We start from the raw sequence: 22,304 nt of genomic DNA, 5'->3' as shown, positions 1-22,304 counted from the left end.
TGCGAAGCACTGCTTCGCAAGCGCCCGAACGCACAGCCGCCAGCGGCTGGGCCGGTCTGGGGGTTCACGGCGTGTCCTGCCAACCCACACCGCCCCGCCCAACACGCAGAAACCCAGAGCCGCTTTGGCTTTGGACTTGCCGGCCAGCGGCCGGCACTACCGCGGGTGCAGGGTGCAACCCTGCAAAGACAAAGGCCGCCTTTCGGCGGCCTCACTTTTCTTTACTTCAGCTTGATCTCGCGCAGGCGCTCCTCGAGGAAGCCGTGGGCGGTGATCGACTCCGGGTACCGGCTCGGATTCTCCGGGGTGATGCACGAGGGCAGCACGTCGATCAGGAAATCCGGGTTCGGGTGCAGGAAGAACGGCACCGAGTAACGCGGCTGGCGGGCCAGCTCGCCCGGGGGGTTGACCACGCGATGGATCGTCGACGGGTACACATGGTTGGTCAGGCGCTGCAGCATGTCGCCGATGTTGACCACGATGGTGTCCGCGTCCGAGGTGAACGGCACCCACTCGCCCTCATGCGACTGCACCTCCAGGCCCGCGGCGCTGGCGCCGACCAGCAGGGTGATGAAGTTGATGTCGCCATGCGCGCCGGCACGCACGTTCGGGATGTCGTCGGTGGTGATCGGCGGGTAGTGGATCGGGCGCAGGATCGAGTTGCCGAAGTTGGTCTTGTCGGCGAAGAAGTCTTCCGGCAGGCCGATGTGCAGGGCCAGCGCGGACAGCACGCGCGAACCCAGGTTGTCCAGCGCCTGGTACAGGCCGTAGCCGCGCTCACGGAAGCCCTCGACCTCGGTCGGCCACAGGTTCGGCGCCATCACGTCGCGGTACTTGGAGTCGTCGGCGATTTCACGACCGATGTGCCAGAACTCCTTCAGGTCGAAGTGCTTGGAGCCCTTGGCGGTTTCCACGCCGAACGGGGTATAGCCGCGGGCGCCGCCGCTGCCGGCCACGTGGTACTTGCGCTTGACCTCTTCCGGCAGGGCGAAGAAGGCCTTGAAGGCATCGTAGGCCGCGTCGATGTCGGCCTGCGGAATGCCGTGGTTGCGGATGCCCGCGAATCCCCATTGGCGGTAGGCCGCGCCCAGCTCGGCCACGAAGGCCTCGCGGTCGCTGTCGAAACGGGTGATGTCGAGGGTGGGGATCTGGCTCACAGCAATTCCTGGCTTGTCATTGGGTCTGGGGGGCCTGCGCATTCATGGCCCGCCTGAACATTGTGACAGATCACCCGGCGGACGCTACTCGATCCTCGGAAACAAATCGATACAATGCGCGACCTGCGCACAATTTAACGAATCCATCACGTTGGCAGCGCAAGCCCCGACCGCGCCTCCCCGACCCGACGCACCATGCCCGACGCCCCAGCCGCCATCGCCCTTCCCTCTGCGGGCCCTGCCCTTCGCTGGCGCCGGCTTGCGTGGTGGTCCCTGTTCGTTCTGGGAAATGCGCTGCTGGCGACGATGATCACCCTCGGCAACGTGCCGCTGTACGACAACCCGGGCGGCCACCAGGGCCTGGCCTATCTCGCGATTGCCCTGCCCGGGCACCTGCTCGCCTTCGGCGCGCTGGCCGGCGCGCTGCCACTGCTGCTGGGCCCGTGGCCGCGCAGCGCGCGCACGCTGAGCATCAGTGCGGTACTGCTGCAGGGCTTGTGGTTGTGCCTGCTGCTGGTCGACGCCAAGGTGTTCACCCTGTACCGCTTCCACCTCAATGCCATGGTCCTGAACATGGTGTTCGGCGGCGCCCTGCAGGACCAGGTTGCGTTGTCGTGGAAGACCTGGGTGCAGGTCGGCCTGCTGGTGGCGGCCATTTTCACCGCCGAGGGCATCCTGGCCTGGGCGTGCTGGAAGCTGCTGCCGGCCGCGCCCCGCCGGCGCACGGTGCTGCAGGCCTGGGCGGTGGTCGCCCTGCTGATGGCGAGCGGCCAGGTGGCCACCGCCTACTACGACGCACGCGGCGACCGTGACGTGATTGCCCAGTGGAACTACCTGCCCTGGGCCCAGCCGATCACCGCCAAGAGCTTCATGCGCAGGCTGGGCGTGGTCAGTGAACAGCAGGCCGGCCTGCCCGATCCTCGCCATGCGCAGCTGCTGTATCCGCTGCAGCCACTGCGCTGCCAGAGCCCACAGCGGCCCAATGTACTGATGGTCGTGCTGGAATCGCTGCGCCACGATGCGCTTACTCCGCAGATCATGCCGAACACCTCGGCACTGGCGGCCTCCGCTCGTGTCTACGACCAACATTTCAGCACGGGCAACGCCACCCGCTATGGCCTGTTCGGCCTGCTCTACGGCCTGCCGGGCGGCTACTGGCAAAGCATGCTTGACGAACAGCGCGGCTCACAGCTGTTCAAGGTGCTGGGCCAGCAGGGGTACGACCTGCATCTGTACGGCAGCGCGCCGATGTACAGCCCGGAATTCGACCGCACTGCATTTGCGGACGTCCGCGACCAGCTGCACCAGGGCCCGCCCGGCCTGGGTTCGGAAGGCCGTGACAGCAGCATCGTGGCCTCGCTTCAGAAGGACATCCGTGCAAGCCAGGCAGCGCACACGCCGTGGTTCGGCTTCGTCTTCCTCGATTCCACCCACGCGCCCTACCACATGCCCGCAGGCTACCCGCCGCTGGCGACCCCGATGGCGCAGGAAATCGACTTCCTCAGGTTCGGTCCGGACCACGACCCGGCCCCGGAACTGAACCGTTACCGGACCGCCGTGCATTACGCCGACAGCCTCGTCGGCACCCTGCTGGACGATCTGCGCGCGCAGGGCCTGGATCAGAACACCATCGTCCTGGTCACCGGCGACCACGCCGAGGAGTTCAACGACCTGAAGCTGAACTACTGGGGCCACAACGGCAACTTCTCCGACTACCAGCTGCAGGTACCGTTCGTGCTGCACTGGCCCGGCCAGGCCAGCGGCCATGAGACACGCACCAGTTCACATGAGGACTGGGTGCCGACGTTGATGCGCCACGCCCTGGGCTGCGAGAACGCACTGAGCGACTTCAGCACCGGCCAGGATCTGCTGGCCGAACCCGCAGGCGAGCGCGCACTGGTGGTGGAAAGCTGGTCACAACGCGCCGTCCGCCATGGCGATGCCATCTACGTGTTCGACAAGTTCGGCAACGCCACCGCGCTCGACCGGCACTACCGCCCGCTGCCGCGCCAGGCCCCGGATGCCGGCGCCGTCCGTACCGCATGGGAAGCGCTGACCCGCTTCCGCAACCGCTGACCACAGAGGATGGATTCCATGAAACGCTCGCTGCGGATCCTGCATACCGAAGCTGCCCGGGGAATGGGCGGCCAGGAGATCTACATCTTCCGCCACATGCAGGTGATGCGTGCGCGTGGGCACCAGGTGTCGCTGCTGTGCCAGCCCGATGCCCGCCTGGCCCAACTCGCGCGCGACGATGGCTTCACCGTGCATACCCTGCGCATGGGCGGCCTGGCACGGCTGCTGCGCGGCATCTGGTCGGTGTCACGCCTGGTACGCCGCGAGCGCTACGACGTGGTCAACACCACCAGCCGCCGCGACGCACTGATCGCCGCGGCCGGCGCACGCCTGGGCGGCACGCCACTGGTGGTGCGCTCGCGCCACCTGATGAGTCCGGTCAATTCGCTGCTGACCTATACCGGTCTTCCGCACCGGATCATCACCGTCAGCGATTTCGTCAAGCGGCTGCTGGTCGACCGCGGCATTGCCGCCGAGCACATCGGCATCGTGCCCCCCATGGCGACGCCGCCGCGCTGGGGCATGACCGAGCAGGGCGATCCCTGGGAGAACCTGCAGGCCACCCGCGCACAGGTCCGCGCCGAACTCGGTTTCGCCGAGCGCGATATCGTGGTCGGCTGCGTGGCCGTGCTGCGCGAGCCCAAGGGCCATGCCGAGCTGCTGCGCGCCATGGCGCCACTATGCAAGACCAATCCCGACCTGCACCTGGCCGTGGTCGGCGACGGCGAGCCGGTCATGGGCCGCCTGCAGGCCCTGCGCAGCGAACTCGGGCTGGAGCGCCAGGTGCACCTGCTCGGCTTCCGCAGCGACGCACACCGGCTGATGGCCGGTTTCGACATCTTCGCCCTGGCCACCCACAAGGAAGCCTCGGGGACGGTGTTCCTCGAGGCGGCGCAGGCGGCACTGCCGATCGTCTCGCATCGCGTTGGCGGCGTGCCTGAAATGCTGGTGGAAGGCAGCAATGCCATCCTCACCCGGCTGGGTGATGACGCCGCCCTCACTGGTGCGTTGCGGCTGCTGGTGGATGATCAGGAACGTCGCCGGCAGATGGGCCGCGCCGGTTGGGACTGGATCCGCAGCGCCAAGCAGTTCAGCGCGGCCGGCCACGGAGAGGCCACTGAAAACTACTACCTCCAATGGTTGAAGGAGCTGGGTCATGGCTAACGCCAGAACCGTACCGGTGCTGATGCACCACCATGTCAGCAACTCGCCGGGAATGATCACCGTATCCCCGGAGAACTTCGAGAGCCAGATCTCCTGGCTCGCACGGACCGGCTGGACCTCGCTGACGCTGGACCAGTACGCCGGCTTTCTCGCCGGGAAGCCGGTGCCGCGCAAATCGATCGTGATCACGTTCGACGACGGCTACCTGGACAACTGGGTCTACGCCCATCCGATCCTGCAGAAATACGGCATGCATGCGGTGGTGTTCGTGGTCACCGGCTGGATGCACGAAGGTCCGATCCGCCCGCATGCAGGCATCGAAGGCGCCGAGCTGCCGGCCACGCCTGAACATCGCGCCTGCGAGGACCTGATCTACAAGCAGGGCCGCAGCGACGAAGTGATGATGCGCTGGAGCGAAGCGCGTGCGGCAATCGAAGCCGGCACGTTCGAGGTCCACTGCCATACCCACAGCCACACCCGTTGGCTCAAGCGCGATGACCTGGACCGTGCGCAGCGCCGCGAAGGCATCAGCGGCGACCTGGCCATGGCGAAGCAGACGCTGCTGGAGAAGCTCGGCGAAGTCTCCGATACGCTGTGCTGGCCCTATGGTGACTTCGACGATGACTACATCGAAGTGGCACGCGAACAGGGCTTCCGCTACCTGCACACCACCCATCCCTTCGGCCGCAACGTGATTGGCGGCGATCCGGAGCGGATCTATCGCTTCGCGATCCGCAACCGGCCGGCCAGCTGGCTGCGCAAGCGCATCGCATGGAGCTACAACCCGTTGATCGCGCCGATCTTCAACGGCTTCAAGGCGCGGCAGAAGAAGATGGTGCCTGGCCCTTAGGAGGCCACGTTCATCTTGATCGCGGCAACACCCGGTTTTCGAATGGACTCAAAGGGACAGTGAAGGCAATGAACGTACTGGTGACCGGCGGTGCTGGCTACATCGGCTCGCATGCATGCGTGGAGCTGCAGCAGCAGGGGCACGGCGTGGTCATCGTGGACTCGCTGTGCAACAGCGACGCCAGCGTGGTCGAGCGCATCGGACGGATCACCGGCACGGCACCGGTGTTCGTGCAGGCTGACATCCGGGACCGGCCGCGCATGGCCGCCTTGATGCAGGAGCACGCGATCGATGCCGTACTGCACTTCGCAGCGCTCAAGTCCGTGGGCGAATCCCAGAAGATTCCACTGCAGTACTTCGACAGCAACATCAGCGGTTCGATTGCCCTGCTCGGTGCGATGCAGGATGCAGGCGTGCAGTTGCTGGTCTTCAGCTCTTCGGCAACGGTGTACGGCAACCAGGACCACTGCCCGGTGGCCGAGACCGCTTCAACCTGTGCGATGACGCCCTATGGGCGCACCAAGCTGGTGGTCGAGCAGCTGCTTGCCGACCTGGCGGCAACCGGCCAGGACCTGCATATTGCGACGCTGCGCTACTTCAACCCGGTCGGCGCCCACGCCAGCGCGCTGATCGGCGAGCTGCCGCATGGCACGCCGAGCAACCTGATGCCCTACATCGCGCAGGTCGCCGCCGGGCTGCTGCCGGAGGTCCAGGTCTTCGGGGACGACTATCCGACCCATGATGGTACCGGCGTGCGCGACTACATCCATGTGCAGGACGTCGCCAGCGCCCACGTGCTGGCCCTGCAGTTCCTTCGCGACCAGCGGCGCAGCATCACCCTCAACCTTGGCACCGGCCAGGGCCACAGCGTGCTGGAACTGATCCAGGCCTTCGAGCTCACCACCGGCGTGCGGGTTCCGTTCCGCATCGTACCGCGGCGCGATGGCGACATCGCGGTCAGCTTCGCCGATGCCTCGCTGGCGCTGCGCGAGCTGGGCTGGAAGGCGCGTCACGATCTCACCGACATGTGCCGGGACACCTGGAAGTGGCAGCGGGCGATGTCACGCGCCGCGCAAGGTGCAATGCCAGAGCACCTGCCCGCGCGCTGATGCGGGCAGGACCCAGCGGTCGGAAACGCCCGTACACGACGCGTCACAAGGTGCACAGCCGCAGCTGAACGCGATCGCGGGTCGCGCACGGTTGAGCCCCCCCCCCTACCAGAAAAGAACATGGCCGCAAACGCGGCCATGTCGGGTGCAATACGCGGTATTGCCACGCTGCTCAGGCAGCGGCTTCGCGCACCGCAGCGGACAAGCGATCGAGTGTCTCCTGCATCAGCGTGGCGTCATCGGCTTCGACGGTAACCCGCACCACCGGCTCGGTACCCGACGGGCGCAGGAACGCGCGACCGCGGCCGGCCACCGACTGCTGCGCGGCAGCCAGCGCGGCCTGCACACTGGCGGCCTGCACCGTGGCCTTGGCCGAGACATTGCCCAACCGCACGTTGACCGTTTTCTGCGGCACCCGCTCCAAACCCTTCAGCGCCTGGCGCAGGGTCTGGCCGCCGTTGCGCAGTGCCACCAGTACCTGCAGGGCACTGACAATACCGTCGCCGGTGGTCGCCCGGTCCAGGCACAGCAGGTGGCCCGAGGCCTCACCGCCAAGCACGCCCCCGCCTTCGACCAGCGCCTGGTGCACGTATCGATCACCAACGTTGCTGCGCACGAACGGGATCTGCAGATCGGCGAAAGCTTTCTCCACGCCGTAGTTGCTCATCAGCGTGCCGACCACCGGGCCGCGCAGGCGGCCTTCGTCCTTCCAGGCGCGGGCCAGGATGTACAGCAGGTCATCGCCGTCGACCGGGTTGCCCTGGTCGTCGGCCATCAGCACTCGGTCGCCATCACCATCGAAGGCGATGCCGAGATCGGCGCGGGTCTCGCGGACTTTGGCCGCCAGGTTGTCGATATGGGTGGAACCCACACCGGCGTTGATGTTGACGCCGTTGGGCTCGGCACCGATGCCGATCACCTCGGCGCCAAGTTCGCGGAACAGCAGCGGTGCGATCTGGTAGGTGGCACCGTGCGCGCAATCCAGCACCAGGCGCACGCCACGCAGGTCGAACGCGCGCGGCACGCTGGCCTTGCAGAACTCGATGTAGCGGCCGACCGCTTCGCGCGCGCGCGAAGCCTTGCCCAGCTTCTCCGACTCGGCGGTGGTGAACGGAACGTCCAGCGCCGCTTCCAGGGCCAGTTCGGTGGCGTCGTCGAGCTTCTCGCCCTGGGCGGAGAAGAACTTGATGCCGTTGTCGTAATGCGGGTTGTGCGAAGCGCTGATGACGATGCCGGCGTCCACGCCCAGCGTGCGGGTCAGGAACGCCACCGCCGGGGTCGGCATCGGCCCCAGCAGCTGTACGTCGGCGCCGGCAGCGACCAGGCCGGCTTCCAGCGCCGCTTCGAACATGTAGCCGGAAATGCGGGTGTCCTTGCCGATCACCACGATCGGCCGGCGCCCGTCCTGGCCGCGCTGGGCGACCAGGACACGGCCCAGGGCGTTGCCCAGGCGCAGCACGAAGTCGGCCGAGATCACGCCTTGGCCGACCCGCCCACGGATGCCGTCAGTACCGAAGTACTTTCGGCCTCCCATCAAGCCACCTCCGGCGCCGGCTGACGGCCCAGCATTGCCAGCAGATCGGACAGGCGGTCGCGCATCTCGCGACGGTCACAGATCTGGTCGATGGCACCGTGCTCCAGCAGGAACTCCGAACGCTGGAAGCCTTCCGGCAGCTTCTCGCGCACGGTCTGCTCAATCACGCGCGGACCCGCAAACCCGATCAGCGCCTGCGGCTCGGCGATATTGATGTCGCCCAGCATCGCGAACGAGGCCGACACGCCACCGGTGGTCGGGTGGGTCAGCACCGAGATGTACGGCAGGCCCGCTTCACGCAGCTTGCCCAGTGCGGCCGAGGTCTTGGCCATCTGCATCAGCGAGAACAGGCCTTCCTGCATGCGCGCGCCGCCACTCTGCGAGAAGCACACGTAGGGGGCACCGATTTCGACTGCGGTTTCGGCGGCCAGCGCGAAACGCTCACCCACCACCGAGCCCATCGAGCCGCCCATGAAGGCGAAGTCGAACGACGAGGCCACCAGTGCACGGCCCTTGAGCAGACCGCGCATGGCGATCAGCGCGTCGTACTCACCCGTGTTCTTCTGCGCGATCTTGATGCGCTCGCTGTACTTCTTCTGGTCCTTGAACTTGAGCAGGTCGGTCGGGCCCAGGCGCGCACCGATCTCGGTAGTGCTGTCGGCGTCGAACAGGGCGGCCAGGCGCGCACGCGCGCGGATCGCCATGTGGTGGCCGCACTTCGGGCAGACCTCCAGGTTCTCTTCCAGTTCCGGACGGTACAACGCGCTGCCGCAGTTGCTGCACTTTTCCCACAGGCCCTCGGGGACACTGCGCTTCTTGCTGGGGGTGTTGTCGGTGCGGATGCCGGACGGCATCAACTTGCTGAGCCAACTCATGCGGGAGGACACTTCCGTTCAGGGCGGCCCGAGGGCCGCAAAGGCGGACAGTCTAGCTCCGCTTTCCCTGCCCGTGCACCCCCTTGCCGGCCACGGAGCCGCCGGAAAAAACCATGCTGGGACGTACGTTTAGGTGCTGGGTCATGCCGGCCGCTGGCCGGCAGCTCGTACATGCAGACCCATGGGTACTGCCGGCCGCTGGCCGGCAGCCCGTACATGCAGACCCATGGGTCTGCATGTGGCCGTCAAGCAGATGCCGGCCAGCGGCCGGCACGACCGTTACGCGTCCAGCGCCTGCCGCAGCGGGGCCAGGAAAGCTCCAGCGCGCTGCGCGGCCTCTTCAGCCGAGCCCGCTTCGGCCAGCACCGCCACCAATGCACTGCCGACCACCACGCCATCGGCCTGGCGCGCCATCGCCGCCGCACTGGCGGCGTCCTTGATGCCGAAGCCAGCAACCACCGGCACTGAAGCGCGCGCGCGCAGGGCCTGCAGGCGGGCACTGGCGGCATCGCTGTCCAGGCGTTCGGACGCGCCGGTGACACCGGCAAAGCTGACGTAGTAGAGGTAGCCACGGGCCAGCGCCAGCAGCTTGTCGGCCCGCGCTTCGCTGGTGGTCGGCGACGCCAGCAGGACCAGTGCCAGGCCGGCTGCATCGAAGGCCTGCTGCGCTTCAACCGCTTCTTCCGGCGGCAGGTCGACCAGCAGTACGCCGTCCACGCCCGCGTCGACGGCGGCCTTGGCGAAGGCCGCGTAGCCATGGATCTCCACCGGGTTGAGGTAGCCCATCAGCACCACCGGGGTCTGCGCGTCGCGCTCGCGGAACTGCGCCACGGCCTGCAGGACGTAGCGGCTGCCAGCCCCCCGTGCCAGCGCGCGCTCGGAGCTGCGCTGGATGGTCGGGCCATCGGCCATCGGGTCGGAGAACGGCACGCCCAGCTCGATCACATCGGCACCGGCCTCAACCAGCGCGTGCATGACCGGCACGGTGGCCTCCAGCGAGGGATCACCGGCAGTGATGAAGGGAATCAGCGCCTTGCGCTGCTGCTCGCGCAGGCGCTGGAAACAGGCATCGAGTCGGGATACAGGCATCTCAGGCACATCCTTCAATCAGTTCAATCGCATCACTGGTCCCCCAGTACATCCGGGTGACCTTCCCTTCAAACAGTTCCAGGCGGATGCCCAGGTCCGAACCCGGGTCCTGCCAGGTGAGGTACTCGCCCTGGTCACCGTCGTAGGCATGCGGGCTGGACACCGGCGGCTTCGGGAACTGGGCCATGGCCTGGGCACGGGTCATGCCGATGCGCAGGCCGAACGGCCCCGGCTGTTCAACCGGCAGTTCCGGCTCATCGCCCGGCTTCAGATCAAAACGGACCACGCGGTCGTCGTCGGTCATCATCGACACGCCCGGCGGCAGCCCCTTGCCGTCGTAGTACTCGCAGTCGCCTTCGAAGAACTCCTTCGCGCCCTGCGCCTTCCAGGGACCCAGCGCCTTCAGGTCAGTCATGTGCTGGCCAACCAGCACGTCACCGGCATGATCCAGCGCCACCGAAACCACCGCGGGCGCGTCATCGCCGCTCGTCCCTTCTTCGGAGGGGGCATCGACAATGGGCGTACGCGCCATCGGGTCAAGATCATCGTTGGCGGCCTGCTGCGCCGGCTGCGTGGTGGCCTTGGCGGCCGGCGCCAGTACCGGTGGCTCCGGCGGCTGGCACGCGGCCAGCCCAAGCGCCAGCAGCAGCACGCCGCTGTTCCGCAGCCGCGCGCTCACAGCACCAGCCCTTCGCGCGCAGCGATGGTGTGCACGTCCTTGTCGCCACGGCCGGATAGATTGCAGAGCACGATCTGGTCACGCGGTCGCTCACGCGCCAGCTTGATCGCCTGCGCCAGCGCATGGCTGGACTCCAGTGCCGGCAGGATGCCTTCGGTATGCGCCAGCAGATGGAAAGCCTGCAGCGCTTCCTCGTCGGTGATGCCGAGGTACCGTGCGCGACCGGTATCGGCCAGGAATGCGTGCTCCGGGCCGACGCCCGGATAGTCCAGGCCGGCTGATACCGAGTGGGTCTCGATGATCTGGCCGTCGTCGTCGCACAGCACATAGGTGCGGTTGCCGTGCAGCACACCGGGGCGACCGGCAGCGATCGAAGCGGCGTGACGGCCGGTGTTGATGCCATCACCGGCGGCTTCGGCACCGACGATTTCGACCTGGCGATCGTTGAGGAAGGCATGGAACAGGCCGATGGCATTGCTGCCGCCGCCCACGCAGGCGGTGATCGCATCGGGCAGGCGGCCGTACTCGGCCAGCATCTGCTCGCGCGCCTCACGGCCGACGATGGCATTGAAGTCACGGACCATGCGCGGATACGGATCCGGGCCGGCCACGGTGCCGATGATGTAGAAGGTGTCCTGCACGTTGGTCACCCAGTCGCGCATGGCTTCGTTGAGTGCGTCCTTCAGGGTGGCCGAGCCGGAAGTGACCGGCACCACCGTCGCGCCCAGCAGCTTCATGCGGTAAACATTGATCTTCTGCCGCTCGATGTCGGTGGCGCCCATGTACACCACGCATTCCAGGCCCAGCCGCGCGGCAACCGTGGCACTGGCCACGCCATGCTGGCCGGCACCGGTCTCGGCAATGATGCGCTTCTTGCCCATCCGCGCGGCCAGCAAGGCCTGGCCGATGGTGTTGTTGATCTTGTGCGCGCCGGTGTGGTTCAGGTCCTCGCGCTTGAGCAGGATCTGCGCGCCACCGACGTGATCGCTCAGGCGCTGGGCGTGATAAATCGGGCTCGGCCGGCCCACGTAGTGCGCCAGATCGCGGTCATAGGCCAGCTGGAATGCGGGATCCTGGCGCGCCTGGTCATAGGCTTGGGCCAGTTCCTGCAGCGGACCGACCAGGGTTTCGGCAACGAAACTGCCGCCATAGCGGCCGAAGTGGCCCTGGGCATCCGGGAAGGCGTGATAGTCGGCAATGGGGGAGGCAGACATGGATACGACCGGTGGTTCAGACAGGTGGATACTCTAGCGCACGGGTCATGACCGGAAAATGGATATTATCTGGCGCATATCGTCAGGAAATCTCACATGAGCCGTTCCCTGCTGCCTCCCCTCAATGCGCTGCGCGCGTTCGAAGCGACGGCCCGCCTTGGCGGCGTTGGGCGCGCCGCGCAGGACCTGCACGTCACCCACGGCGCGGTCAGTCGGCAGTTGAAGCTGCTGGAGGATCACCTTGGCCTGGCGTTGTTCCAGCGGGCCGGCCGTGGCCTGCGCCTGACCGCTGCGGGCACGCGGCTGCAGGCAGCATGCAGCGAGGCCTTCAGCGGCATCGAAGACTGCGTGCGCGAACTGCGGCGGCCGACAGCAGCCCCGGCGCTGGTACTGGGCTGCAGTGGCAGCGTGCTGGCGCGCTGGATGATTCCACGACTGCCAGCATTGCAGGCTGCCCTGTCCGGCGTGCGCCTGCAGTGGTCGGCACTGGATGGCAGTTTCACCGAAGCGCAGGCGGCGCTGGACGCGGTGCTGCTGCTGGCGCAGGGCCCGTGGCCACGAGGCTGGCAGGTACGCGAGCTGGCGCCGGAACGGGTCGGCGTGGTGGTGGCGCCGTCGCATCCGGCCGCGCAGCGCCTGCGGCATGCACCGCCGTCGGCGCTGCTGCAGGAGTCGCTGCTGCACACCAGCTCACGGCCGCAGGCATGGCCGGCATGGGCACAGGCGCACGATCTGGACGTGTCGAAGCTGCAGCTGGGCACCGCCTTCGAGCACCTGTACTACCTGCTGGAAGCCGCGGTAGCCGGGCTGGGCCCGGCGATCGCACCGGAGCCGCTGGTGGCCGAAGATCTGGCAGCAGGCCGGCTGGTCGCACCGTGGGGATTTACCGCCACCGGCGGCTTCTGGGTGCTGGCGCGGCCGGATGGCCCGGCCGATGCACGGGTGGACGCCTTGGCCGACTGGGCAGCAGCACAGCTGCGATGAGACAAGGCTCCGGGTGGCGTTCGCCCCCGAAGCCGGCAACACAAGCCTCAGCGACCGCCCATCGCGACCCGCTGCTGCTCCTCATGCACCTGCTGCTGGTGCGACGGATCTGCCAGCAGCTTGGCACTGGTCTGCTCCAGCGGCGGTGGCGCCTGAGCCAGATCGACGGCGGTGCGGAAGCCCGGCGTCGTGCCCATCACGAATGCCTTGCCATCCTGCACCGTGATGCTCTGCAGCTTGTCGGCCGCATCGATACCGTGATTACCTTCCGTTGGAAAACACGTCGAGCACGTCCGCACTGACCCAGCCCTGCGCGCAGTTCCCGGCGTAACGTCCCGGCGCCGCCACATGGCAGGCCTCGCCCCCCGTGTTCGCCAGGCCAGTGATCGGCCTGTCGCCATAGGTGTCACACAACGTGTTGCCCTTGCACTTGCCGACCGTTGCTGCGGGAACCGCCACGACGTAATAGAACAGCGGATTCTGTCCGGTACGCCCGATGCCCTGCACGCAGACCAGCTGCCCCTTCGACAGCTTTGCGGTCACGCTGGCCTTGCTGCCGGTGGATGGCACCGCATTCAACGTCTCCACGCCCTTGGCGTCGGCTACGCCCGCGAAGAAGCCCTGGTCGCCACAGTCCGGCGACAGTTCAACATCGTAGAAATCACCGCTGTCCACAACGCCGGCCGTGCAGCCGCTGCCCGTATTGGCGTTGCTGCATTTCACGCCACTGGCCTGGATCAGCGCCGCCAGGCCGTCGGCAGCCGGTGCTGCCGCCGGAACCGTCGCCGGTGCTGTGGCGGCTGCGCCTGCCGGTGTGGCAGCGGCCGGTGCCGATGCAGTCGGGGCGGACGAGTCACCGCCCGCACACGCGCCCAATGCAAGCAGCAGGCCGGGCATGATCGTCAGGCGGGCCAGGCGGATACGGTGGGAAGAGAGATGGGGCATATCCATTGCGTCCTCGTTCGAAAGCCAAGGCGCATCTCAGGGGTGCGGCCAGCGACACGCACACCGCATCGCACCCAGCCAGGTCAGGCCGGGCCCATTGTGTCCGATCAGATGCTCGGGGGTGTCGACTTCCTGGCGCTGGATCCTGAATTACCCGAAAGTGGGATGCTCACCGCATTCAGTAGACGTCCGCCTTCATGGCACGGCACGCGACAGGCAAGAACACAGACCCGGCGGAATGCACCGTCGGCGATGACGTTCCGGGTGCGCCCTCAGGGGGCGCGGATCACTCCAGGACCGTGCAGTCCGCGCGGCGCACTTCCTCGACGAAGGTGCGCATCCTGTAGCCGTCCTTGATACCCGGCTCCAGTTCGATGCCGCTGGACACGTCCACGCCCCACGGCAGGGTGGCCAGCACCGCGTCGTAGACGTTTTCCGGGTTCAGGCCGCCGGCGAGCAGGAACGGGCGATGCAGGCCGGTCGGGATCCGGCCCCAGTCGAAGGCCACGCCGGTGCCGCCACCGCCGCCCGGCGCATGGCTGTCGAACAGGAAACCGGCGGCGCTGGGGTAGCGCAGCTGCAGGGTGCGGGCGTTGATCTCTTCACGGCCGCCCATCGCGATCGCCTTCAGGTAGGGCATGTTGAAGCTGCGGCAGAAGCTCTCGTCTTCCTCACCGTGGAACTGCAGCAGGGTCGGCCGTACCGTGCGCAGCACCTCGCGCACCTCTTCCTTGCTGTTGTTGCGGAACAGCGCCACCACGTCGACCATCGGCGCGATCGCCTGGCGCATCGCGCGTGCCTCGGCCGGAGCGACCCGGCGGCTGCTTTCACGGGCGAAGATGAAACCCACCGCGTCCACGCCCAGCTCACCGGCCAGGCGGACGTCGCCGGCCCGGGTCATGCCACAGAACTTGATGCGCGTGCGGTAGTAGGAGCGGCTCATAGCGTGACCTCGGCGGGCAGATGCCAGTTGTCGGGGTACAGGGGCCCAAGGAACACCAGGCCCTGCGGCGGTGCGGTGGGACCAGCTACGGTGCGATCGCGCCCGGCCAGCAGTTCGGCGATCCATTCCACCGGCTTCTCGCCACTGCCCACCAGGATCAGCGATCCGACGATATTGCGGACCATGTGATGAAGGAATGCATTGCCCTGCACGGCGACCTCGATCACCTCGCCCTGGCGGCTGACCTGCAGTGACTGCAGTTCACGCCGCGCATGCAGCGCCTGGCACTGCACCGAACGGAACGCGCTGAAGTCGTTCTCGCCAAGCAGGGCCTGGCCGGCGGCGTGCATCAGGCTCGCATCCAGTGCACGACGCTCCCAGCTGAGGGTCTGCCGCTGCAGCGCCGGCCGCACCTCGCGGTTGAGCAGGCGGTATCGGTAACGGCGCGCACGTGCCGAGAAGCGGGCGTGGAAATCGTCGGCCACCGGCACGCACCAGCGCACTGCGATCGAGCGCGGCAGGCGGGTGGTGGTGCCCAGCATCCAGGCGCGCGGATCGCGCACCACGTCGGTGTCGAAATGCACGACCTGGCACTGGCCGTGCACGCCGGCATCGGTGCGGCCGGCACAGACCACCTGCAGCGGCGCATCAGCCACCGATGACAGGGCCTGCTCGAGGCTGGCCTGCACGCTGGGGCCACCCTCGCCCAGGTTCTGCCAGCCCCTGAAATCGCTGCCGTCGTACTCGACGCCAAGCGCGTAACGCATGTGCTACCTCGATGTTGCGGGAGGGGCGGCGCTCAGGCCGGATCGCGTTCGGACCAGACCGCCAGTTCGTTGCCACCGGGCTCGACGAACTGGAAACGGCTACCGCCGGGGAAGGAAAACACCGGCCGCACGATCTCACCGCCGGCGTCGCGCACCGCCGCCTCGATCGGCGCCAACTGATCAGCGTACAGCACCAGCAGCGGTGCACCGGCATCGCTGGCACGCTGTGGCTGGCCGCGGAAGAAGCCCCCCTGCAGGCGACCGTCGTCGAACGCGGTGTAGTCACTGCCATAGTCGACGAACGACCAGCCGAACGCCTTCTCGAAGAAGGCGCGGCTGGCCGCGGGATCCGTGGAGGCGAATTCAACGTAGTCGATGCGGCGCTCGCGGCTCATGGCAGGATCCTTGTCGGCAGGTTCGGTCACGGCAGGCGGGCCAGCAGTTCGCGGGCCTGGGCCTGGCTGTGCAGGTCACCGCCTTCGGCGACTTCCAGCAACAGGGTGCGCGCAGTCTGCGCGTCGCCCAGATCGAGGTAGGCAATGGCCAGTTCCAGGCGCTCCTGGCCGGCACGCGGCGACCAGCCCGCGTCGCCGGCGGGCGCGGCCGCGCTCGGCGCGATATCGTCGGAATAAGAAGCGTCGACGCTGCCGTGGTCGATGCTGTCGATGGCCTCGGGATGTACGGTATCCGCCGGAGCCTCGTTCTCATGCGCATCAGCCGGCAGATCGAACACTCCGCGGAACTGCGGCTGCTGTTCGGCATGCAGTGCGTAGTCCGGCACCGCCACTTCGGCCGGCGCCTGCGGTACAACGCGTTCGTCCTGCAGCGGCTCGGCGACGACAACCTCGTCGCCGGTGGTTGCGGAATCGTCCCAGCGCGGCAGATCGGTCACCGCTTCGGGCAATGCCACCGCGTCCTCGTCGCGCAGTGTCTCGGCCTGCCATTCGGCCCGCACCGCGTGCTCGGCGACGGGTTCGGCGACCACCACGTCGTGCACTTCGGTTTCGGTCGCCCAGGCAGGCATCGCCGGTTCCTGGCGGCCATTGTCGGCAACAGCCGACGACCACGAGGACTGCTCGGCCAGCGTATCCAGCGCCGCACCTGCCGGCACCGCTGCGGCCAGGCCGGCGACATCGTCTTCCTCACGCAGCGGCGGCAGCGGCGACGGCTTGCGACGACGCAGCAGCCAGGCCGCGCCCGCCGCCAACAGCAGCACCGGCAGCCCCAGCCAGTACCACGGCGTTGCCGCATCACGAGAACCCGGCGCCTGTGCGAGGCGCTGCTGCGCGGCAGCCAGGTCGTTGTCCTTCATCGCGATCAGCGACTGCTGCTGCTCCTTGAGCTTTTCCAGGTCGGCCACGCGCTGCTTCAGTTCACCGATCTCGGCATCGCGGGTGGCGATGTCCTCACGCGCCTGTCGCAGTTGTTCGTTGCCCAGCATGTCACCCTCGCTGCCGGCAGCGGTGCCGGTGGTTGTGCCCGCGTGCGCGGCGTCGGACGCCAGCGCCGGAGCGATCTCAAGTCGTGCCCCGTTGGCGGCAGCCGGGGAAGAAGCGTTCGCGGTTGCCGCCTTGGCGGCCGGCGCGACCGCACCCGCCGGTTGCGGCACGGTGCGCGCCTGCCGCCATTGCGCGGCGTGCTCGCGCACCAGCGCGGCGGCCTCGGCGGCATCGACAGCGGCAAGCGCATCGCTGCCCGGCATGCGCAGCACCGCGCCCTGCTTGAGCAGATTGACGTTGCCACGGATGAAGGCTTCGGGATTGGCGCGCAGCAGGGCGATCATCGCGCGGTCGCGGCTGACCTGGTTGCCACGCGCCACCGCGCTGGCGATCTGCGACAGGGTCTGACCGCGCTGCACGGTGACGCTGCCATCGGCCGCCGGTGCAGCGACCGGCGCGGAGGCCGCACGCGGGCGTGCCGGTGCAGGCGCCACCGCAGGTGGCGGCGTAGTGGGCGCCTCCGCCGCTGGCACCGTTGCCGAAGCCGGTGCAGGTTCGCGCACGATGGTATTGGAGAGCGTGCCTGCCGGCGCGACGATCTCCGGCTCGGCCACGGCCAGCGCGCTGGACGGCGCGTCGACCAGCGCGGAGTACTCGCGCACCAGGCGGCCTTGGCCCCAGTCAGCTTCGATCAGGAAGCTCAGCGATGGCGTCTCCACCGGAGCCTGCGAGGTGACGCGCACCACCGCCCTGCCCTGCGCATTGCGGGTCAGCTCGAACTGCAGCTCGCTGACCAGCCCGGTCGGCCGTTGCAGGCCGACGCGTTCGAAGGTGACCGGCGAGGCCAGCGCCACGCGCAGGTTTTCCAGTTCGGACGGGTCCGCCGACACCACCGGGATTTCGGCCAGCAATGGCTGCCCCGGCTTGGACAGGACACGGATGTCTCCCAGGCCCAATGCGAGTGCCGAACTGCTGGCCAGGGCCAGCAGCGCGGTGGAAAGATAGAGGAGCGGGCGCTTTGCGCCCCTGGCCCGTTTATTCATGGGCGACACTATAAAGCGTGCGGACCGGGGTCCGCACCCACCGGAAAGACCCTTGAGGTAGTGCCGGCCGCTGGCCGGCATGCACTCCGGCACAAGGATCACGGCAATGCCGGCCAGCGGCCGGCACTACCGGTGAGGCAACCGCTGTGATCAGCGCTGCTCGGCGGCGACCAGCTCGGCCAGCTGCACGGCATTCAACGCCGCGCCCTTGCGCACGTTGTCCGACACGATCCACAGGTTCAGGCCGCGCGGGTGCGAGAGGTCCTCGCGGATGCGGCCGACGTACACCGCGTCCGTGCCCGAGGCGTGGGTGACCGGGGTCGGGTAACCACCGGCTTCGTGACGATCCACCACTTCGATGCCCGGCGACTGCTCCAGCAGCGCGCGCGCTTCGGCGACGGTGACCTTGTCGCGGGTCTCGATCGCCACCGACTCGGAGTGGCCGTAGAACACCGGCACGCGCACCGCAGTCGGGTTCACCAGGATGCTGTCGTCGCCGAGGATCTTGCGGGTTTCCCAGATCAGCTTCATTTCTTCCTTGGTGAAGCCATTGTCCTGGAAGTCGTCGATGTGCGGGATCAGGTTGAAGGCGATCTGCACCGGGAAGCGCTGCGGATCGATTTCCTGGAAGCTCAGGAGCTGGCCGGTCTGCTTGCCCAGTTCCTCGGTAGCCGAACGGCCGCCGCCGGACACCGACTGGTAGGTGGAGACGTTGATACGCTCGATGCCGTACTTGCGGTGCAGTGGCGCCAGCGCCACCAGCATCTGCATGGTTGAGCAGTTCGGGTTGGCGATGATGCCGCGCGGACGGTTGGCCACCTGTTCCGGATTGACCTCGGACACCACCAGCGGCACGTCATCGTCGTAACGGAAGGCCGAAGAGTTGTCGATCACCACCGCACCGGCAGCGGCGAACTTCGGTGCGTATTCCTTGGACACGCTGCCACCGGCCGAGAACAGCGCGATCTCGACGCCGCTCGGATCGAAGGTGGCCAGGTCCTGGACCGTGACCTTCTGGCCGTTGAATTCGATCTCGCCGCCGGCCGAACGCTCGGAAGCCAGGACGCTCAGGGTACCGACCGGGAAACCACGCTCGGCCAGGATCGACAACATGGTCTCGCCGACCGCACCGGTGGCACCGACGACGGCGACGTGGAAACTGCGCTGTGCATTGCTCATGGGGGAACTCTCACGAAAACGGGAATGGGGAAGAAACACGCACGACAGCTGGGTTCGGGGAACCTCCTCAAGCGGGGCGCGCGGAGGTTCCCTATCGTTTCCCGGTTTTTTTGCCCAGCGTCACGCGCGCGGCCATCGCCGCATCAGCGTTGATCGCGCTCGGCATGCGCGACGGGCCGCCGTCCAGGCCGAGCCCGGCAACCAGATTATCCACGGCCAGCTGTACCATCGCCGTGCGCGTGGCCAGCGAGGCGCTGCCGATGTGCGGTGTGAGCACGACATTGCGCAGCGCCAGCAGTTCGGGGCGCACCGCCGGCTCACCCTCGTAGACATCCAGGCCGGCAGCGGCCAGACGGCCTCGGGCAAGCGCGTCGGCCAACGCCAGTTCGTCGACGATGCCGCCGCGGGCGATGTTCACCAGGGTGGCTGAGGGCCTCATCTTCGCCAGCGCAGCCGCATCGATGATGTGATGCGAGGCCGGCGTGTAGGGCAGCACGGTGACCAGGTGGTCGGACTGCGCCAGCAGCGTGTCCAGGTCCACGTAGGTCGCGCCGAGCGCAGCCTCGGTCTCGGCCGGAAGGCGCGAACGGTTGTGGTACAGCACCTTCATGCCGAAACCATGCGCGCCGCGGCGGGCGATGCCCTGGCCGATGCGGCCCATGCCGAGGATGCCCAGCGTGCTGCCATGGATGTCTGCGCCGAGCATGGTCTGGAACGACCATTGCTGCCACTTGCCTTCGCGCAGCCAGCGCTCGGATTCGGTGATCCGGCGCGCGGTCGCCATCAACAGGGCGAAACCGAGATCGGCGGTGGTTTCGGTCAGGACGTCCGGCGTGTTGCTGGCGAGGATGCCGGCTGCGCTGAGCGCATCGACATCCAGGTTGTTGTAGCCGACGCCGACATTGGCGATCACCTGCAGCTGCGCGGCGTCGGCCACCTGGGCCGCACCGATGCGCTCGTTGAGGGTGATGATCGCGCCGTCGACGCCGGCCAGCTGTTCGGCGATCTGGTCGGGCGACCAGGCGGTGACCGCATCGGTGCTGCGCAGCTGCACGCGATCGCGCAGCGGCGCGATGGCCGCGTCGATCAGCGGCTGGCTCACCCACACGGTCGGCCGCGTGTCAGCCATCGATCTGCCCGGGAATGCGCGGGGTGATCGTGCCGACATCGCCGCACTGCGCGCGATGGCGCAGCGCCTGGTCCATCAGCACCATCGCCACCATCGCCTCGGCGATCGGGGTGGCGCGGATGCCGACGCAGGGATCGTGGCGACCGGTGGTGACCACCTCGACCACGTTGCCGGCGGTATCCAGCGACGGGCCCGGCAGGCGCAGGCTGGACGTCGGCTTCAGGGCGATCGAGGCGACCACCGGCTGGCCGGTGGAGATGCCACCGAGGATGCCGCCGGCGTGATTGCTGGCGAAGCCCTGCGGGGTCAGCAGGTCACGGTGTTCGGTGCCCTTCTGTGCGGCGCTGGCGAAACCGTCACCGATCTCAACGCCCTTCACCGCGTTGATGCTCATCAGCGCGGCGGCCAGTTCGCCATCGAGCTTGCCGTAGATCGGCTCGCCCCAGCCCGGCGGCACGCTGTCGGCGACCACGTCCACGCGCGCACCGACCGAATCACCGGACTTGCGCAGCGCATCCATGTACGCCTCCAGCTCGGGCACCTGCGCGGCATGCGGCCAGAAGAACGGATTGTCTTCCACCGCCGACCAGTCGAAACCAGCCGGAGTGATGTCGCCCAGCTGCGACAGGTAACCGCGCACGGCGACGCCGAAGCGTTCGGCCAGCCACTTCTTGGCGACCACGCCGGCGGCCACGCGCATGGTGGTCTCGCGCGCCGAGGAACGACCGCCACCGCGCGGGTCACGGATGCCGTACTTGTGCCAGTAGCTGTAGTCGGCATGACCTGGCCGGAACTGCTGGCCGATGTTCGCGTAATCCTTGCTGCGCTGGTCGGTGTTGCGGATCAGCAGCGCGATCGGGGTGCCGGTGGTCAGGCCCTCGTACACGCCGGACAGGATCTCGACCTCATCGGCCTCGCGGCGGGCCGAGGTGTGCCGGCTCTTGCCGGTCGCGCGACGCTGCAGGTCATGGCCGAATTCGGCCGCGTCCAGCGCCAGCCCCGGAGGGCAGCCATCGATCACGCAGCCGATGGCCGGCCCGTGCGACTCACCGAACGTGGTGACGGTGAACAGCTTGCCGAACGAATTGGAGCTCACGGGCGCTGCGCCGCCAGTTCGGTGATGCGCGCGCTGTGGGCGATCAGCTCGCGGCACTCGACCGCGAAGATGCCCATCTGGCCGACCTTGAACTCGATCCAGGCGAAGTCGACTTCCGGCAGCAGCTTGATCAGGTGCTGCTCGGATTCGCCCACTTCGCAGATCAGCAGGCCGTCCTCGCTCAGGTGCAGCGGGGCGTCGCGCAGGATCTTCAGCACCAGGTCCAGGCCGTCGTCGCCGGCACGCAGGCCCATCTCCGGCTCGTAGGAGTATTCCTGCGGCAGGGCATCGGTTTCGTCGTTGGTGACGTACGGCGGATTGGTGACGATCAGGTCGTAGTGGCGGCCGGTCAGGCCGTTGAACAGGTCCGACTTGAGCAGGGTGACGTTGTGCGCCTGCAGGCGCTCCTTGTTTTCTTCGGCAAGCGACAATGCATCGTCGCTCAGGTCGGCGCCGTCCACTTCCCAGTTCGGGTAGTAGTGACCCATGGCAATGGCGATGCAGCCCGAGCCGGTGCACAGGTCCAGCGCACGGCTGACATCGCGGCCGGCCAGCCACGGCTCGAAGCCGCATTCGATCAGTTCGGCGATCGGCGAGCGCGGCACCAGGGCGCGCTTGTCGCTCTTGAAGCTCAGGCCGGCGAACCAGGCCTCACCGGTCAGGTAGGCGGCCGGGATGCGTTCGTCGATGCGACGCTGGAACAGCTCCAGCACGCGCAGCTTCTCGGCCTGCAGCAGGCGCGCCTGGCCATAGGCCGGGCCGAGGTCGTGCGGCAGGTGCAGGCTGTGCAGCACCAGCTGGGTGGCCTCGTCCAGCGCATTGTCGTAGCTGTGCCCGAAGGTCAGTCCGGCTTCGTTGAAACGGCTGGTGCCGTAGCGGATCAGATCGATGATCGTGTGGAGTTCGGCGGCCGTTTCAGCGGTCATGGCGGTACTGCGGGCAAAGTGGCCCCCGATTATAGGGGCTGGCGCCCGTGGCGGCATCCGTTGCGGCGGAAACGATTCGGGCCACAGCCGGTATGATGGGGCCCAC

General features: G+C 67.7%; 20 protein-coding genes and 1 pseudogene. 5 read left to right on the top strand and 16 right to left on the bottom strand.

Going from position 1 to position 22,304, the window contains the following annotated elements:
• Positions 1-221 precede the first annotated feature (221 nt).
• The gene (locus O0K41_RS13935) at positions 222-1,199 is read right to left on the bottom strand and encodes an isopenicillin N synthase family oxygenase (RefSeq protein WP_164222353.1); all 978 of its coding nucleotides are present in this window, start codon (positions 1,197-1,199) and stop codon (positions 222-224) included.
• Between the two features lie 153 nt (positions 1,200-1,352).
• Here O0K41_RS13935 and O0K41_RS13930 point away from each other — a divergent pair, with 153 nt between their 5' ends.
• The 4 genes from O0K41_RS13930 to galE all read left to right on the top strand — a co-directional run bounded on the left by O0K41_RS13930 (position 1,353) and on the right by galE (position 6,356).
• Positions 1,353-3,233 carry a sulfatase-like hydrolase/transferase gene (locus O0K41_RS13930; protein ID WP_164222351.1) on the top strand — a complete coding sequence of 627 codons (1,881 nt, stop codon included), beginning with the start codon at positions 1,353-1,355 and terminating at the stop codon, positions 3,231-3,233.
• Between the two features lie 18 nt (positions 3,234-3,251).
• On the top strand, positions 3,252-4,397 hold the full coding sequence (locus O0K41_RS13925) for a glycosyltransferase family 4 protein (protein ID WP_005410469.1): 1,146 nt from the start codon (positions 3,252-3,254) through the stop codon (positions 4,395-4,397).
• Positions 4,390-5,247 (top strand): polysaccharide deacetylase family protein, encoded by an 858-nt coding sequence (locus tag O0K41_RS13920; RefSeq protein ID WP_123958850.1) that lies wholly within the window; start codon positions 4,390-4,392, stop codon positions 5,245-5,247. Before O0K41_RS13925 ends, O0K41_RS13920 begins: the two co-directional genes overlap by 8 nt.
• 68 nt (positions 5,248-5,315) lie before the next feature.
• Positions 5,316-6,356, top strand: coding sequence for a UDP-glucose 4-epimerase GalE (galE, locus tag O0K41_RS13915; protein WP_033834842.1), 1,041 nt, complete (start codon positions 5,316-5,318; stop codon positions 6,354-6,356).
• 172 nt (positions 6,357-6,528) lie between these two features.
• Here galE and glmM read toward each other — a convergent pair whose 3' ends face one another.
• From glmM to trpB, 5 genes are all read right to left on the bottom strand, one after another.
• Positions 6,529-7,890, bottom strand: a complete 1,362-nt coding sequence (gene glmM / locus O0K41_RS13910; protein WP_049397008.1) for a phosphoglucosamine mutase — start codon at positions 7,888-7,890, stop codon at positions 6,529-6,531.
• Complete coding sequence (gene accD / locus O0K41_RS13905; RefSeq protein WP_005410473.1) at positions 7,890-8,765, bottom strand: acetyl-CoA carboxylase, carboxyltransferase subunit beta; 876 nt, start codon at positions 8,763-8,765, stop codon at positions 7,890-7,892. Before accD ends, glmM begins: the two co-directional genes overlap by 1 nt.
• A gap of 279 nt (positions 8,766-9,044) precedes the next feature.
• Entirely contained in the window at positions 9,045-9,854 is an 810-nt protein-coding gene (gene trpA / locus O0K41_RS13900; RefSeq protein ID WP_005414082.1) for a tryptophan synthase subunit alpha, read from the bottom strand.
• Between the two features lies 1 nt (position 9,855).
• Positions 9,856-10,533, bottom strand: a complete 678-nt coding sequence (locus tag O0K41_RS13895; RefSeq protein ID WP_049451993.1) for a hypothetical protein — start codon at positions 10,531-10,533, stop codon at positions 9,856-9,858.
• A complete protein-coding gene (gene trpB, locus O0K41_RS13890) occupies positions 10,530-11,747 on the bottom strand; it encodes a tryptophan synthase subunit beta (protein ID WP_005410476.1) in 1,218 nt (405 codons plus the stop codon). Before trpB ends, O0K41_RS13895 begins: the two co-directional genes overlap by 4 nt.
• 96 nt (positions 11,748-11,843) lie before the next feature.
• Between trpB and O0K41_RS13885 the strand changes: the two genes are divergently transcribed.
• Complete coding sequence (locus O0K41_RS13885; protein ID WP_088435904.1) at positions 11,844-12,731, top strand: LysR family transcriptional regulator; 888 nt, start codon at positions 11,844-11,846, stop codon at positions 12,729-12,731.
• A 47-nt stretch (positions 12,732-12,778) separates the two neighbouring features.
• Here O0K41_RS13885 and O0K41_RS13880 read toward each other — a convergent pair.
• From O0K41_RS13880 to prmB, 10 genes and pseudogenes are all read right to left on the bottom strand, one after another.
• Positions 12,779-12,991, bottom strand: a pseudogene (locus O0K41_RS13880) (peptidoglycan-binding protein); the annotation flags it as partial.
• A gap of 1 nt (position 12,992) precedes the next feature.
• A complete protein-coding gene (locus tag O0K41_RS13875) occupies positions 12,993-13,682 on the bottom strand; it encodes a hypothetical protein (RefSeq protein ID WP_088435903.1) in 690 nt (229 codons plus the stop codon).
• Between the two features lie 280 nt (positions 13,683-13,962).
• Positions 13,963-14,619: a phosphoribosylanthranilate isomerase gene (locus tag O0K41_RS13870; protein WP_088435902.1), complete on the bottom strand. Its 657-nt coding sequence runs from the start codon at positions 14,617-14,619 to the stop codon at positions 13,963-13,965.
• The gene (gene truA / locus O0K41_RS13865) at positions 14,616-15,386 is read right to left on the bottom strand and encodes a tRNA pseudouridine(38-40) synthase TruA (protein WP_088435901.1); all 771 of its coding nucleotides are present in this window, start codon (positions 15,384-15,386) and stop codon (positions 14,616-14,618) included. Before truA ends, O0K41_RS13870 begins: the two co-directional genes overlap by 4 nt.
• A 32-nt stretch (positions 15,387-15,418) precedes the next feature.
• Entirely contained in the window at positions 15,419-15,781 is a 363-nt protein-coding gene (locus O0K41_RS13860; protein ID WP_088435900.1) for a VOC family protein, read from the bottom strand.
• Positions 15,782-15,807: 26 nt separating this feature from the next.
• Positions 15,808-17,868, bottom strand: coding sequence for a FimV/HubP family polar landmark protein (locus O0K41_RS13855; protein WP_088435899.1), 2,061 nt, complete (start codon positions 17,866-17,868; stop codon positions 15,808-15,810).
• A gap of 150 nt (positions 17,869-18,018) precedes the next feature.
• Positions 18,019-19,047: an aspartate-semialdehyde dehydrogenase gene (locus tag O0K41_RS13850; protein ID WP_049397021.1), complete on the bottom strand. Its 1,029-nt coding sequence runs from the start codon at positions 19,045-19,047 to the stop codon at positions 18,019-18,021.
• 91 nt (positions 19,048-19,138) lie between these two features.
• Complete coding sequence (locus O0K41_RS13845) at positions 19,139-20,176, bottom strand: D-glycerate dehydrogenase (RefSeq protein WP_088435898.1); 1,038 nt, start codon at positions 20,174-20,176, stop codon at positions 19,139-19,141.
• The gene (gene aroC / locus O0K41_RS13840) at positions 20,169-21,272 is read right to left on the bottom strand and encodes a chorismate synthase (protein WP_049451988.1); all 1,104 of its coding nucleotides are present in this window, start codon (positions 21,270-21,272) and stop codon (positions 20,169-20,171) included. The genes O0K41_RS13845 and aroC overlap by 8 nt, the downstream gene beginning before the upstream one ends.
• Entirely contained in the window at positions 21,269-22,198 is a 930-nt protein-coding gene (gene prmB / locus O0K41_RS13835; protein WP_049451987.1) for a 50S ribosomal protein L3 N(5)-glutamine methyltransferase, read from the bottom strand. Before prmB ends, aroC begins: the two co-directional genes overlap by 4 nt.
• Positions 22,199-22,304: the final 106 nt, after the last annotated feature.

It is taken from the genome of Stenotrophomonas sp. Sm2128 (assembly GCF_030985535.1).
In the GTDB taxonomy this organism is placed as follows: domain Bacteria; phylum Pseudomonadota; class Gammaproteobacteria; order Xanthomonadales; family Xanthomonadaceae; genus Stenotrophomonas; species Stenotrophomonas maltophilia.
This window is presented reverse-complemented; position numbering and strand designations above follow the sequence as displayed.

Bases quoted from the DNA above. Each gene is read 5' to 3' on its own strand.
- O0K41_RS13935 (WP_164222353.1), bottom strand. From the start codon at position 1,199: ATGCGCAGGCCCCCCAGACCCAATGACAAGCCAGGAATTGCTGTGAGC.
- O0K41_RS13930 (WP_164222351.1), top strand. From the start codon at position 1,353: ATGCCCGACGCCCCAGCCGCCATCGCCCTTCCCTCTGCGGGCCCTGCC.
- O0K41_RS13925 (WP_005410469.1), top strand. From the start codon at position 3,252: ATGAAACGCTCGCTGCGGATCCTGCATACCGAAGCTGCCCGGGGAATG.
- O0K41_RS13920 (WP_123958850.1), top strand. From the start codon at position 4,390: ATGGCTAACGCCAGAACCGTACCGGTGCTGATGCACCACCATGTCAGC.
- galE (WP_033834842.1), top strand. From the start codon at position 5,316: ATGAACGTACTGGTGACCGGCGGTGCTGGCTACATCGGCTCGCATGCA.
- glmM (WP_049397008.1), bottom strand. From the start codon at position 7,890: ATGGGAGGCCGAAAGTACTTCGGTACTGACGGCATCCGTGGGCGGGTC.
- accD (WP_005410473.1), bottom strand. From the start codon at position 8,765: ATGAGTTGGCTCAGCAAGTTGATGCCGTCCGGCATCCGCACCGACAAC.
- trpA (WP_005414082.1), bottom strand. From the start codon at position 9,854: ATGCCTGTATCCCGACTCGATGCCTGTTTCCAGCGCCTGCGCGAGCAG.
- trpB (WP_005410476.1), bottom strand. From the start codon at position 11,747: ATGTCTGCCTCCCCCATTGCCGACTATCACGCCTTCCCGGATGCCCAG.
- O0K41_RS13885 (WP_088435904.1), top strand. From the start codon at position 11,844: ATGAGCCGTTCCCTGCTGCCTCCCCTCAATGCGCTGCGCGCGTTCGAA.
- O0K41_RS13875 (WP_088435903.1), bottom strand. From the start codon at position 13,682: ATGGATATGCCCCATCTCTCTTCCCACCGTATCCGCCTGGCCCGCCTG.
- O0K41_RS13870 (WP_088435902.1), bottom strand. From the start codon at position 14,619: ATGAGCCGCTCCTACTACCGCACGCGCATCAAGTTCTGTGGCATGACC.
- truA (WP_088435901.1), bottom strand. From the start codon at position 15,386: ATGCGTTACGCGCTTGGCGTCGAGTACGACGGCAGCGATTTCAGGGGC.
- O0K41_RS13860 (WP_088435900.1), bottom strand. From the start codon at position 15,781: ATGAGCCGCGAGCGCCGCATCGACTACGTTGAATTCGCCTCCACGGAT.
- O0K41_RS13855 (WP_088435899.1), bottom strand. From the start codon at position 17,868: ATGAATAAACGGGCCAGGGGCGCAAAGCGCCCGCTCCTCTATCTTTCC.
- O0K41_RS13850 (WP_049397021.1), bottom strand. From the start codon at position 19,047: ATGAGCAATGCACAGCGCAGTTTCCACGTCGCCGTCGTCGGTGCCACC.
- O0K41_RS13845 (WP_088435898.1), bottom strand. From the start codon at position 20,176: ATGGCTGACACGCGGCCGACCGTGTGGGTGAGCCAGCCGCTGATCGAC.
- prmB (WP_049451987.1), bottom strand. From the start codon at position 22,198: ATGACCGCTGAAACGGCCGCCGAACTCCACACGATCATCGATCTGATC.